Here is a 12782-nt window from a genome sequence, read left to right on the forward strand (position 1 = left end):
GTAGCGAGTTTGCCAATTTGAATGTCCACAGAATTGATATTTATTATGCTCATCCCTACTCTGCCTGGGAACGGGCCACCAATGAGCGGCACAATGGCCTAATCAGGCGGTTAATTCCTAAGGGAACAGCTATCAAGGAATTATCTTTTTCACAAATCGAACGGGTGCAATATTGGTGTAATACTCTGCCCAGAAAAATCCTGGGCTACCGGCAACCAGCAGAACTCTTTTTCCGGGAAATAGAGCGACTAACTTACGAACTTCAGCCTTCATGATTGAAAAACCCAACATCATTCGGGTTTCCAAAAAATGTGTCGCATTTAATATTGCATTTTACGAGCTGGCTTTCGATAATAATGAAGTAAATTCTAGCTTGACAGAAGATAAACATATACTTTTTTTCTTTGCTGTAATTGATAAACGTTGGGCTATATATGAATGGTTTAAGCCCTCCGGTGATATTAAAACTTATTGCAATAATTTCTTCTACATAGGATATAGTGTGCGGCAGGGTGAAATTATAATTTCAGATTTAAATGGCTGGGAAGAGTATAAAGCTTAGATTGAGCTGGTTCCGTCCGGAAGAAATGGCTGAACAGTTGCGGGGGATCTATATTGCACGCGGCAGGGTTGTTTCGAAACTGTTTCCGGACAGGCGTGATGCCGGGTGTTGGTGCTTTTACGTTGAAAGATATAATAGGTAAATAAAGGTGGTGATATCCATGACCGTTTCCCTCACCTTCTACGACGGCGCCGGCTGCATCGGCGGCAACAAGATACTGTTGGAAGACGGCGAAACGTCGCTTTATCTGGACTTCGGCACCAACTTCAAAGCCGAAGGCATGTTCTTCGACGAATTCCTCGGGCCAAGAAGCACCTTCGGCTTTTACGACCTTCTCAGCCTCGGCATTCTGCCTCCGCTGAAGGGACTTTACCGTCTCGACCTAGAATACCCGGGCGTATGGGATAGATTCTCTTCCCACCCGCTGTATCGGGAAACCGAAGTCCAGGGGGTGCTTCTTTCCCACGCACATTTCGACCACTGTGGGCACTTTCCATATATTCGGGAAGACGTGCCTATTATAACCAGCCTGACCAGCGCCCTTATATGCAAAGCCCTTCAGGACACGGGAGGGGGCAACCGCCTGCAGGAAATATGTTATACAACGCCCCGGGAATACAAAGACGGCCTGCTGCAGGCTTCGAACTACCGGAAAACCCCCTTCAGGCAGCGCCGATATCGTATAATGGGAATGGAGGCTATTCCCGATGGCGCCTGTAGTTTCTGGGAGAGCGTCGATAACTCCCGGACCCTGGAATGCTGCGCCCTGGAAGCCTGTGGCGGAGAAGCTGAGATAGCCGGCCTTACCGTCCGTTTCTGGCCGGTGGACCACTCCATCCCAGGAGCAGGAGCCTTCGGTATAAAGACTTCCGCCGGCTGGATTATCTACACCGGCGACCTCAGGCTTCACGGAAAACACGCCGGCCTTACCCGGCGGTTTTTCCAAGAAGCCGCAAAACTAAAGCCTCTTGTTTTCATTTGCGAAGGTACCCATCCGGGGACGCAAAAGCCCGTGACGGAAGGGGAAGTGGCCGCTAACTGTTTCGACGTGGTGGCTAAAGCTAAGGGCCTTGTGGTGGCCGACTTCGGCCCGCGCAACATAGAACGCCTGCTCTCGTTCCTCGACATAGCAAGAAACACCGGCCGCCACTTGGTCTTGACAGCCAAGGACATATACCTGCTGGAAGCCCTTGCTGCGGCGGGGGAGGACGGCGTACCCGACCCCCACCGGGACGAACGGATAATGCTTTACCTGCGGCCCAAGGCCCAGAGAAAAAAATGGGAGGATGCCCTCCTCGACCGGTTCGACCCTGCAAAGATGGTATCAGCGGAAGACATAAAAAAAGATGCCGGAAGCTACATATTGTGCTTTTCCTATTACGATTTCCACGCATTTCTTGACATCCAGCCGGAAGGCGGGACCTACATATACTCCTCCAGCGAGGCTTACGACGAAGAAATGCTGATCGACCACCAGCGCATAAAAAACTGGATCGATTACTTCGGCTTTGAACTTTACGGGACCCTGGGCAGGGACAGGGAAAAATCGGGCTTTCACGCCAGCGGGCACATCCACGGCCCGGGGATAGAGGAGATGGTGGAGACCATAAAACCGGAAGTGCTCATCCCGGTGCATACACAGGACCGAGAATTTTTCTCGCGGTTTGAGGGACTTTGTAAAGTTGTCTGGCCGGAAAGGGGAAAGACTATAAAGACCGGGAGATATGACGAAACGTAAATTCCGTGAAGAGAAAAGGAGTATTGATATGAAACAAAGGTTCCAAGCCGAAATAAAAAAGCATGAGGGTATTAATGGCGCATATATTGAAACTCCTTTTGATGTAGAGGCGGTCTTTGGTGCGAAGCGGGTTAAAGTTAAAGCTTATTTTGACGGAAAGGAATATCGGGGTTCGATTGTGAGGATGGGCTGACATTAGGCAAAAAATTAAAAGATGGGAAATAACGGGAGGTTATAATTTGCATAAATTTAATTTTTCGCCTTTTCCGGAAATAATAACGGAGCGCTTAAAATTGCGGCAGGTCACCTTGGATGACCTTCAGGAACTATATCTTTTAAAATCCGATGAGCGGGTTTTAAAGTATTTAAACACAAAACCAAAAACTATTGAAGAAACAAGGCAGTTTATTATCAGATTGACCGAAGGTATTTTAAATGGTGAATGGATATTATGGGGAATAACCTTAAAAAATCACAGCAAAGTAATTGGAACAATCTGTCTTTGGAATTTTTCCCCTGAAGAGAAAAAGGAAGAAATTGGTTACGAATTAATGCCTGAATATCAAGGGCGGGGAATAATGCAGGAAGCAATGACCGGGGTTTTAAGATACGGATTTTTTACATTAGGTTTAGAGGCAATAGAAGCTTTTACTCATCGCCAAAACCTAAAGTCTATAAAGCTTTTGGAGAAAAATAAATTTTCCCTGCAGGGTAGTAAACAATTAAAAGACCATCCGGATAATGTCTGGTATCTTTTGAAAAGAGAAAAATATTTAGGGAGCTTTTTATGAAAAAAATAATCATCCTCCTGATGGCGATGCTTTTGACGGCCTGTTCGGAGTATCTCTCTTAAACAGGCCATTGACATAATAGGATTAAAGATATAATATATGAGTGTAATCGAATATAATCATATAATTCACATAGGCGGGTGGTATATTGGTATTAGTCGTGATTTTAAAGGCATTGGCCGATGAAAACAGGTTAAGAATACTAAATCTTTTGAGAAAGGGAGAGCTGTGTGTATGTGAAATTGAAGCAATATTGGAAATTACCCAGTCGAATGCTTCGAGGCATTTGAATAAATTAAAAAATGCCGGCATTATCACGTATGAAAAAAAGTCCCAATGGGTTTATTACAAAATTAATGAGACATTCGTCAAGGATAATGCCCTGCTCTTTGATTACCTCAATAATTACATGGATAATAACAGCCAATTTCTAAAGGATCTACAAAGGTTAAAAGAATATAAAAATAACCGCATCACCTGTGCATAACTGTAAAAATATGATGCTGCTTTGTAAGCAAGAGGCCTCGATGCGGCGCTGGTATGTTATAAATGAGGATAAGCAAATAGTATAAGCTGAATATAACAAAGAGGAGGATTGCCATGAAGATAGAATTTTATGAACCACCCATGTGCTGTCCTACAGGGCTTTGCGGGCCAACTGTTGATGAAAAGCTGGTTAAGCTAAATGAAAACATTGAATTCTTGAAAAAGAAATACCCGGGTATTGAAATCCAAAGGTACATGATTACACAGCAGCCATTGAAATTTAAGGAAAATCAGAGCGTCTACAAGCTAATACAGGATAAAGGTAAAGAAGCATTACCCATAACAACTTTCAATGGCGAAGTTATAAAAGTAGGCGAATATCCCTCTTTAGAAGAAATGGAAAAGAAAATAGAAGAAAGCGGGAGGCAAGTTTAATGAGAACTAAATTTATTTTCTTTTCGGGAAAAGGTGGTGTAGGTAAAACATCAATGGCCTGCGCCACCGCCATATATTATGCCGATCAGGGGAAAAAGACATTAGTCGTAACTACCGATCCTGCTGCGAACTTATCAGATGTATTTGAACAAGAAATCGGACATAAGGTAACAAAAATTAATGGAATAGAGAACCTGTATGCTATGGAAATCGATCCTGACAAAGCTACGGAAGAATACAAGGAAAGATGCCTTGCACCTATGCGGGAGCTTTTTGACGAGGAAATGTTAAAAATTGCAGAAGAACAATTGAGCGGCCCCTGTACGGAAGAAATGGCAGCCTTTGATAAATTTATTGACTTTATGGAAGAAGATTCTTACGACATGATAATATTTGATACAGCCCCAACCGGACATACAATCAGACTCCTGGAACTACCTGTAGATTGGAGCAGGCACATTGAAGAAAGCTCCAAAGGCAGCGGTCAGACCTGTATGGGGCCTGTAGCTTTGATACAGGAGAGTAAGAAGAAGTACGATGATGCCGTCTCAAAATTAAGGGACCCGGAGCAGACGGATTTTATATTTGTCATGCAGCCGGAGGAAACTTCGCTGAAAGAAACGATAAGGTCTATAAATGAACTAAAAGAAATCGGAATAACTACAACCAAAATTATAGTCAATGGGCTAATACCAAGAGAAGAGGCAATCAATCCCTTCTTTAAATCCAGGTACGATATGCAGCAGACTTATCTTAGTAAAGCAAAGGATATTTTTAATAACATCCCCATTCAGACAATGGAGCTTTTTGATTCCGAACTGAAAGGAATAGAGATGTTCAGAAAGGTTGCCGAGAGGTTATTTGAAGGAAGTGATATACATGGGTAACATTGAAAAACTTATCTACCCTCAAAACGGGAAGAGAAAAAATATCTTTTTTTCAGGAAAGGGCGGCGTAGGTAAAACTTCGATTGCTTGTATTACTGCAGTGCAAACCTCTAAAAAAGGCTTTAAAACCTTATTGATAACTACCGATCCTGCTGCTCATATAGGAAATGTTCTGGATAAACCGGTTATGGATGAAATTACAAAGATAGATGGGGTAGAAAATCTATATGCTGTAAAAATCGATCAAAGAAAAGCAACCGAAGAATATAAAAACGCGATATTAGAAGATGCCAGAAAAAAGTTTGACATAAACACGGTAAAAGCCATGGAAGAAGAACTCAACTCACCCTGCACCGAGGAAATGGCAGCCTTTCAAAAGTTTATCGATTATGCCTGTGAAGAAAATTTTGATGTGATTGTATTTGATACCGCACCCACCGGACATACATTAAGACTCCTGGAACTTCCTTTAGATTGGAGCAAACAGATACAGTTGAAGGCTGGGTTAACTGCAGAAATAAGTGAAGCCGACAAGGCCCAAAAGGAAAGATTCGATAAAGTCATAGAAATGATGAAAGATAAAGAAACAACTACTTTTAGTTTCGTCATGTATCCTGAAAAAACACCCATCATTGAAGCCTATAGAGCTTCAAAAGAGCTGGAGACAATAGGGATAAAGACCCAGCTTGTTGTAGTCAATATGATAATACCGGAAGAACAGGCTATTACGCCTTTCTTTAAAAATAGAAGAAATATGCAGATGAAGTATATCGAAGAAATAAAAGAAAGGTTTAAAGAAGCGGAAATTTTACAGGTACCGCTTTTTGAAAAGGAAATTAAGGGTTTAAAAATGTTAACGGAAATATCCAAAATTTTATTTAGCTAGGAGGATACAAAATGAATGAAAAAGTAAAAGTGGAAATATTCGGAATAAGAGATATGGCTGCAGCAAGCGGCTGAGGGTGCAGCAGCAGCGGGGGCTGTAGCCCTGCAAAAACAATGGGAGAAATGTATGATGAGTTTGTAGAATTCATTCAAAATAGTGATGTAAAAGACAAGGTTGATATTAAGTTTATAGATGTAATGGAAGATAGCTTGGATGGATACGATGCGGTTAAAACCATGCTGGAAAAAGGCTATGGTATGCCGCTAACAGCAGTCAATGGGAGATTAAGGTTTTACGGTGGGATATCCAACGAAATGTTTTATGAAGAGATAAAAAAACACCTTTGATGTGTTCTAAATTGAACCTTTATCATACTCCGGGTATACTCCGGGATTTTTTACTACGTCGCCCGATATTATGGTTTAAAGTAAAACCCTTGAATAAAGCTGGTAAAAAAGCGGGGGCTCTTTATGAAAAAAATAATCATCCTCCTGATGGCAATGCTTTTAACGGCCTGTTCGGCCAATACCAATTCAAATCCCCGGAACGGTTCTAATGCGCCGGCAAAAAATGAGACGGTCTATTTGATAAATGAAAGCGGAAGGACCGTTCAGGAGAGGATAAGGGTTCCTGAAGGCTTTGAAAGGGTTGCGGTGCCCGAGGGTTCCTTCGGTGAATATTTGAGGAACCTGCCCTTGAAGCCTCACGGCTCGAAGGTAAAGTATTATAACGGCGTTACGAAGCCCAGGGATGTTCACGAAGCCGTCCTGGATATTGACGTAGGAGACAGGGACCTGCAGCAGTGCGCCGATGCCGTAATAAGGCTCAGGGCGGAGTACCTTTACCGGAAAGGAGAATATGATAAGATCCACTTCAACTTCACCAACGGCTTCAGGGCCGATTATACTACATGGATGAAGGGGTACAGGATTAAAGTCGAGGGGAATAAGGTTTACTGGGTAAAGCGGGTGGAGTACTCCAACGATTACGCCGGCTTTAGAAAATACCTGGATACGGTCTTTGCGTACGCAGGTACGCTTTCGCTGTCAAAAGAATTGAAAAAAGTGCCGGTGGAGGATCTGCAGATAGGGGACGTATTTATCGAAGGCGGGACTCCCGGCCACTGCGCAATAGTGCTGGATGTGGCGGAGAATAAAGCCACGGGAGAAAAAATCTTTATTCTAGCCCAGGGTTACATGCCGGCCCAGGATATTCATATTCTCAAAAATCCGGCGAATGGTGAGGGAAATCCATGGTATACCATCAACTTCGGAGAAAGGCTCCGAACTCCGGAGTGGGAATTCACCCGGGATCAGCTGGCACGTTTTGAAGAGGGATAGGTGCAAAGCCGTAGAGAAAGAGCAGGCTTTGAAAAACAAAGTTGAAATAGCTTGATAAGGGGGAAATGACATGAACCGGCAGAGACTGAATGTCGTCTTGAAAGAGATGGAGAGGCAAAACATCCCGCAGATTATAGTCTCTGACCCTGCCTCAATATTCTATCTCACGGGGAAGTGGATACATCCCGGAGAGAGAATGCTGGCGCTGTACCTCAATATCAACGGCGATCACAGGCTGTTTATCAATGAGCTCTTTCCCTTACATGAAGACCTGGGCGTTGAAAAGATCTTTTTCAATGATAGCCAGGATGCTGTGGAGCTGTTATCGAGTTATATTGAAGCGGGAAAACCTTTAGGCGTAGATAAAAACTGGCCAGCCCGGTTTCTCTTAAGGCTCATGGAATTAAAGGGTAATTGTACATTCGTAATCGGTTCTAAAATCATCGATAGAGTGAGAATGCGCAAGGACCCTGGGGAAATCGAGCTGATGCGCGAATCCTCGAGAATCAACGATATGGCTGTGGGGAAAATAATCGAGCTGATACCTCAAAAATATACCGAAAAGAAAATGGGCCAAATTCTTCTAGAGATTTACGAAGAGTTAGGTGCCGAGGGCTGTTCGTTCGATCCCATCATCGCCTACGGCGCTAACGCGGCAGACCCCCACCATACACCCGGTAACTCGACAGTCAAGGAAGGAGACAGCGTTATCATAGATATTGGGTGTGTGAAAGGTTCCTATTGCTCTGACATAACCAGAACGGTATTCTATAAGAAGGTTTCTGACGAGGCAATAAAAATATATAATACAGTGCTGGAAGCCAACAAAAGAGCTATAGACACGGTAAAGCCGGGCGTAAGATTTTGCGATATTGACGCTGCTGCGCGAGATTATATTGAAACCGCCGGTTACGGCAAATATTTTACTCACAGAACCGGACACTCTATAGGAATAGAGGTTCATGAACCCGGAGATGTCTCATCGGCAAATACCGGCAGGGTTGAACCGGGTATGATATTTTCGATAGAACCCGGCATATATATTCCGGGCAGCCTGGGAGTGAGAATAGAGGACCTGGTGGTAGTAACCGAAGACGGATGCGAGGTATTAACCGGGTACGATAAAAATTTAACCATTATTGAATAGCTCTCGAAACCCACATAAGCGCTGGGTCGCTTATGTGGGTTTCATATTGTAATCAAAAAATAATAGGGGTTAGCACAGTCAGCAATTTTGCCTTCTGCTTTAGAGGATTATACCATGAATGAGGTATTGTCGACGGGTAGTGTATCGACTCTCCCGCCTTTACCAGATACTCGTTACCGTCGATATCGACGATAACGGTGCCTTCAAGTACATATACGAATTCTTCTCCGGGGTGGCTGAATTTGCTCCCCAGCCCTTCTTCCGGTGGAATGTACACGATCATTGCTTCCAGCGTTCTTTGAGGGAAATCCCCGCTTAAAAGCACATATTCTGCAGAATTCCCTATGCAACCTAAAAATACAAATATAGATTAAATTAGGCAAGAAGCATATCATAACAGGTTCATTTCCCAGCTTGATTGCGTTTGCGGGATTATGCATGTTTATTTTGCATTATATTCAAAAAATTATAAAAATAATATATCGTCGACGCGTGTTTATCTCCATTCTATGGCGCTATCATCAGCGGTACAAAAGCATTAAAATAGGGAAGAAATCGTTCATGGATGCTAATAGCACCACCAATAGTTGTAATACTTTATATGTTCCAGTTCACAAAAATTGGACCGGAACCGGTGGCTGCATTCATCGTATGTGCTGGATTTATTTTAAGCCATATAGTTTGGAATATCGCATGGGTCGCAAACGTTTCCTTAATTCCCGTTCTGGCAAATAATCCTGACGAGCGCAGCTTTTTGGCTTCAAGACGTGGCACCTGGACAGCTTTATCCGGCGTATTCTTTTCCTATATCGGTACACCTTTGGCATTATATCTCGGTAAAGTAACCAATAATCCGGTATTAGGATATACATTGTTAGCGGGATTAATGGCATTAACGATGATGATCGGTTATTGGATTGTATTTAAGATAACCGACGGCTATGAACCAACGGATACGGAAACTCAAAAGACTGGTGCTCCTGTATCGGAAAAAGTAACCGTCATAGCACAAGTAGTAGGTGCATACCTCAGCGGGATGCTTGCAAAAGCGCTGTCATCAAGAACTGCATCAGTTTATGGTCTCTTTGGTCTGGCCGCATCGCTGATTATATGTAAGTATGTGGCGATGAATTTACGGCGGTATTGACCTGGTAGAAGCCAAGTGGAATCCCGCTATTATTGAAAAATATTAATCTGGAAAATCTTTGCGCGGTGGCGGAAACCGTAAGGGACTACGGGGGTTACAGCAATCCCGGCGAAACCGCCGGCATGGTATTTTACAAGGAAGATTATAAAGTAGAACCCTCAAGAAAGCTGGAAAGCAAATATTAAAAGACCTGGGATCAGTACAAAGCATTGAATCCTGAAGTATCTGATTTTGGAGAACAAAAACTTCAAAGTCTGGAAGATGCCCTATTTCAGTTTTTAATATTTCTATTATTGTAGCGAAGTCAACATTTTCAAAGAGGACGAAAAGCAGACTAGGCGGGTAGCATAATTATATGATATAATTATTATCAAATATTAAAGATAGACAAAAAAATTTTTTTGTCTATCTTTAATTGTTTAAGGGGGGGTGTAGAGATAAACGAAAATATACGCCTTCCTCTTCACCGGTACTATTAACTGTACTGTGCGCCAGAATGGGCAAGTTCTAAAGAAAGCCGCTTATGTAGTCATAAGCACCGGCGTTGAGAGCAAGAACGATGTCTTAGGCGTTTGGATGGGGGAAAAATATTGTACATAGGAGGAAGGTATTGTAATGAACGATATAAAATATAAGGATATGGAATTTCATATAGATGAAGGATTGACTCTTGAAGAATATAATTTATTACAAAAAATTAATGAGCAGTTCACTAATGATGATATATATATTGAATATTTACATGATAAACTTATTGTACATTTAAATAAGTTGGACCTGGAGAAGTTGGAAAGTCTAATTAGGTCTATAAATATTCCAAATGATAGCATTTTTTATAATATATTAAAAAAGATAAAAGGTATAGGTAGTTACGGCATTAAAGGAGGCAAAAGAGTATTTGTAGATTACGATAAGGAAAGGAAAGTTTTAGATAGAAAGGCGAAGGAAAAGAAAAGGAATAAACAATTTTATACCGTAGGACATAATTTTTCAACCAAGAACAATAAATGCCCTGAAGAATTTTTAGATAGAATAATTTGCGGCGATAGTGAACAAGTTTTAAAAGAATTACCGGATAACTGTATTGATTTAATTCTCACTTCGCCACCATATAATTTTGGTTTGGAATATGACAATGATGATGATGACAGTCATTACTGGGAAAATTATTTTAGAAAGATCGAGAATATCTTTAGCGAATGTATAAGAGTTTTAAAATATGGTGGCAGATTTGTCTTAAATGTTCAGCCGCTATTTTCAGATTATATACCTACTCATCATATGTTCAGTAACTTTTTTATAAAGAATAAAATGATTTGGAAAGGAGAAATACTTTGGGAAAAAAATAATTATAATTGTAAATATACATCATGGGGTTCTTGGATGAGTCCGTCGAGCCCATACCTTAAATACACGTGGGAGTTTATTGAAATATATTGTAAAGGGGATTTAAGAAAACCGGGGCCAAAAGATAAAATAGATTTAACGCCTGAAGAATTTAAAAGTTGGGTTGTCGCCAAATGGTCTATTGCACCTGAAAGGCGTATGAAGGAATACGGTCATCCCGCTATGTTTCCTGAAGAATTAGCGAGAAGAGTTATAAAGTTATTTAGTTACCAAGGTGATGTAATATTAGATCCTTTTAATGGTGCCGGGACAACAACAGTTGTTGCAAAGAAAAACAAAAGAAGATACATAGGTATAGATATATCTGAAGAATATTGTAAGGTTGCACAGGATAGAATAAATTCTTTAGAGGACGATGAATATTATGCTCAATAAAAAAATAGGGAGGGGTATTTCCTCACTAGTTTTATATCCCTTCTACCTTATCCCGTTAAAAATATCTTCTATACGATTTATGGGATGCAGGTCTTTTTGGCATATTTCATATAAGGGGGCTTTTGTCTTGAAATTTGTTCCATTATCCCTTGTTCTAATAGCGCCTTCCTCATAAAAATCGGCCTTTTTTAAAAAGTCACTTTTAGAAATATATCCGCATACCGTTAATATATTATTGGTTTTATTAAATGAACAGAAGATTAAGTAATCTACATCATATCCGACCTGATAACCGACAAAGTTATGTACATAATGTTCTTGCATAGGGACAGTTCTTCCCATAGTTTTTATATCAACTTTTTTATCGTTTATTTTCACATCATACCCTCCGTCGAATCCTTCACCTCCTTTCGGTCTTTCTAAATTTAATAAGTCTGCTACAACAGTCTGACCCAATACTCCAACAAACTGTTGCTCCCGATTTCCATCTCCTCTCCCCCTACGGCCAAAATTACAGCGATTAACCAAATCTTCTGCATATTTGATCTGTTCACCGGTGACTTTACAGTCTATCATTTTGAACACCACCTTTTTAAAATGTCATCTCCCTTGTTATTGCTCTTTATTCGTATAAATACTACGCGGCGGTGAAAAATACCTGCAGGATGATCCGAAGGATGCATTAGGCGGCTGATGATAATAGCTGCAAGTAACGGCATGGAATTGCTTGCTTTCCCCTTCGGGATGTATTATGATTTTGGTGGTATCCGAAGGAGGTGAAGTCAGCGGTGCGGATCAGGAGGTACAAGGAGTCGGACCTGGAGCAGATGCTGAAGTTGCTTTACGATACAGTGCATAATGTTAACATAAAGGATTATTCTCCGGAGCAGGTTGATGTATGGGCGCCGAAAGAGCCGGAGGTTGAGAAATGGTCCGGTTTTTTCGAAAATAACATTTGTTATGTAGCGGAAATTGATGATAAAATAGTCGGCTTCGGGGATTTAACGGCGAAGGGTTATTTAAATACCCTTTACACGCATAAGGATTTTCAGAGAAAGGGGATAGGTTCAGGTCTTTTGAAGGTTTTCGAAAAAGAAGCGATTAATCTTGGTGTAAGCGAAATTACAACGGAAGCAAGTATTACCGCAAGACCTTTCTTTGAAAAACACGGCTTTGAATGCGTGAAAAAGCAGAATAAGGAATTTAAGGGAATGGTTTTTATTAATTTTTTAATGAGAAAGAGTCTCTGATAGAGTAGGAGGGGGCGGCTAACCCCCGTCCTCTCACACCACCGGACATGCGGGTCCGCATCCGGCGGTTCACCAAGCTTGACGAAGAGTTTGGTAGCGTTCGGTTAAGCTCAGCAGGCCCTGGGTTTGCCAGTAGGCGTTGCCCAGGGCTCTATTCATTGGCCCGTGGGCCATCCGCCACGGCCCTTTACGAGCGTTGGCGAGTTCATTTACTGCCCACTCTGGTAGCCCCAGTGCACGCAGCTCGCGGTATCTTGTCCGTACCCGCTTCCACTGCTTCCAGAGGCACATACGCAGCCTCCTCCGCATCCAGCCTTCCAGGTCCTTGAAT

At 41.9% G+C, this 12782-nt stretch carries 18 protein-coding genes and 1 pseudogene; 16 read left to right on the plus strand and 3 right to left on the minus strand.

Annotated features, from left to right (window positions below):
* From LZ11_RS11500 to LZ11_RS11550, 11 genes are all read left to right on the plus strand, one after another.
* Positions 1-275 (plus strand): IS30 family transposase (locus LZ11_RS11500; protein WP_148868015.1); only part of this gene is annotated, 275 nt, incomplete at its 5' end.
* Between the two features lie 447 nt (positions 276-722).
* Positions 723-2300, plus strand: a complete 1578-nt coding sequence (locus LZ11_RS11505; RefSeq protein ID WP_148868016.1) for an MBL fold metallo-hydrolase — start codon at positions 723-725, stop codon at positions 2298-2300.
* A gap of 28 nt (positions 2301-2328) precedes the next feature.
* Positions 2329-2493, plus strand: a complete 165-nt coding sequence (locus LZ11_RS11510) for a DUF1905 domain-containing protein (RefSeq protein WP_148868017.1) — start codon at positions 2329-2331, stop codon at positions 2491-2493.
* Positions 2494-2593: 100 nt separating this feature from the next.
* Positions 2594-3091: a GNAT family N-acetyltransferase gene (locus LZ11_RS11515; protein WP_281282759.1), complete on the plus strand. Its 498-nt coding sequence runs from the start codon at positions 2594-2596 to the stop codon at positions 3089-3091.
* A 148-nt stretch (positions 3092-3239) separates the two neighbouring features.
* On the plus strand, positions 3240-3578 hold the full coding sequence (locus tag LZ11_RS11520) for an ArsR/SmtB family transcription factor (protein WP_013275022.1): 339 nt from the start codon (positions 3240-3242) through the stop codon (positions 3576-3578).
* 113 nt (positions 3579-3691) lie between these two features.
* Complete coding sequence (gene arsD, locus LZ11_RS11525; RefSeq protein WP_148868019.1) at positions 3692-4012, plus strand: arsenite efflux transporter metallochaperone ArsD; 321 nt, start codon at positions 3692-3694, stop codon at positions 4010-4012.
* Positions 4012-4899, plus strand: coding sequence for an ArsA family ATPase (locus LZ11_RS11530; RefSeq protein ID WP_148868020.1), 888 nt, complete (start codon positions 4012-4014; stop codon positions 4897-4899). Before arsD ends, LZ11_RS11530 begins: the two co-directional genes overlap by 1 nt.
* Positions 4892-5785, plus strand: coding sequence for an ArsA family ATPase (locus tag LZ11_RS11535; RefSeq protein ID WP_170240378.1), 894 nt, complete (start codon positions 4892-4894; stop codon positions 5783-5785). Before LZ11_RS11530 ends, LZ11_RS11535 begins: the two co-directional genes overlap by 8 nt.
* Before the next feature lie 122 nt (positions 5786-5907).
* Positions 5908-6132 carry a hypothetical protein gene (locus LZ11_RS11540; RefSeq protein ID WP_222927259.1) on the plus strand — a complete coding sequence of 75 codons (225 nt, stop codon included), beginning with the start codon at positions 5908-5910 and terminating at the stop codon, positions 6130-6132.
* A 123-nt stretch (positions 6133-6255) separates the two neighbouring features.
* Positions 6256-7125 (plus strand): DUF4846 domain-containing protein, encoded by an 870-nt coding sequence (locus tag LZ11_RS11545; RefSeq protein WP_148868022.1) that lies wholly within the window; start codon positions 6256-6258, stop codon positions 7123-7125.
* Between the two features lie 70 nt (positions 7126-7195).
* Entirely contained in the window at positions 7196-8272 is a 1077-nt protein-coding gene (locus LZ11_RS11550; RefSeq protein WP_148868023.1) for a M24 family metallopeptidase, read from the plus strand.
* Positions 8273-8324: 52 nt separating this feature from the next.
* On the opposite strand, the gene LZ11_RS11555 is transcribed toward LZ11_RS11550, so the two are convergent.
* A complete protein-coding gene (locus LZ11_RS11555) occupies positions 8325-8555 on the minus strand; it encodes a cupin domain-containing protein (protein ID WP_222927260.1) in 231 nt (76 codons plus the stop codon).
* A 276-nt stretch (positions 8556-8831) separates the two neighbouring features.
* Between LZ11_RS11555 and LZ11_RS11560 the strand changes: the two are divergent.
* The 4 genes and pseudogenes from LZ11_RS11560 to LZ11_RS11570 all read left to right on the plus strand — a co-directional run.
* A pseudogene (locus LZ11_RS11560) lies at positions 8832-9419 on the plus strand (MFS transporter); the annotation flags it as partial.
* 32 nt (positions 9420-9451) lie between these two features.
* The gene (locus tag LZ11_RS12815) at positions 9452-9604 is read left to right on the plus strand and encodes a hypothetical protein (RefSeq protein WP_170240377.1); all 153 of its coding nucleotides are present in this window, start codon (positions 9452-9454) and stop codon (positions 9602-9604) included.
* Between the two features lie 262 nt (positions 9605-9866).
* Positions 9867-10019: a transposase gene (locus LZ11_RS13200; protein WP_148868027.1), complete on the plus strand. Its 153-nt coding sequence runs from the start codon at positions 9867-9869 to the stop codon at positions 10017-10019.
* Positions 10020-10034: 15 nt separating this feature from the next.
* Positions 10035-11201 carry a DNA-methyltransferase gene (locus LZ11_RS11570; protein ID WP_187695084.1) on the plus strand — a complete coding sequence of 389 codons (1167 nt, stop codon included), beginning with the start codon at positions 10035-10037 and terminating at the stop codon, positions 11199-11201.
* A gap of 42 nt (positions 11202-11243) precedes the next feature.
* Here the strand turns inward: LZ11_RS11570 and LZ11_RS11575 are convergent, their stop codons facing one another.
* Positions 11244-11777: a hypothetical protein gene (locus LZ11_RS11575; RefSeq protein WP_148868025.1), complete on the minus strand. Its 534-nt coding sequence runs from the start codon at positions 11775-11777 to the stop codon at positions 11244-11246.
* 251 nt (positions 11778-12028) lie between these two features.
* On the opposite strand from LZ11_RS11575, the gene LZ11_RS11580 reads away from it, so the two are divergent.
* Entirely contained in the window at positions 12029-12451 is a 423-nt protein-coding gene (locus LZ11_RS11580; RefSeq protein WP_425473437.1) for a GNAT family N-acetyltransferase, read from the plus strand.
* Between the two features lie 69 nt (positions 12452-12520).
* On the opposite strand, the gene LZ11_RS13075 is transcribed toward LZ11_RS11580, so the two are convergent.
* A partial coding sequence (locus tag LZ11_RS13075; protein WP_342782609.1) for a group II intron maturase-specific domain-containing protein occupies positions 12521-12782 on the minus strand: 262 nt, incomplete at its 5' end.

This window comes from Thermosediminibacter litoriperuensis (assembly GCF_008124715.1).
GTDB lineage: Bacteria > Bacillota > Thermosediminibacteria > Thermosediminibacterales > Thermosediminibacteraceae > Thermosediminibacter > Thermosediminibacter litoriperuensis.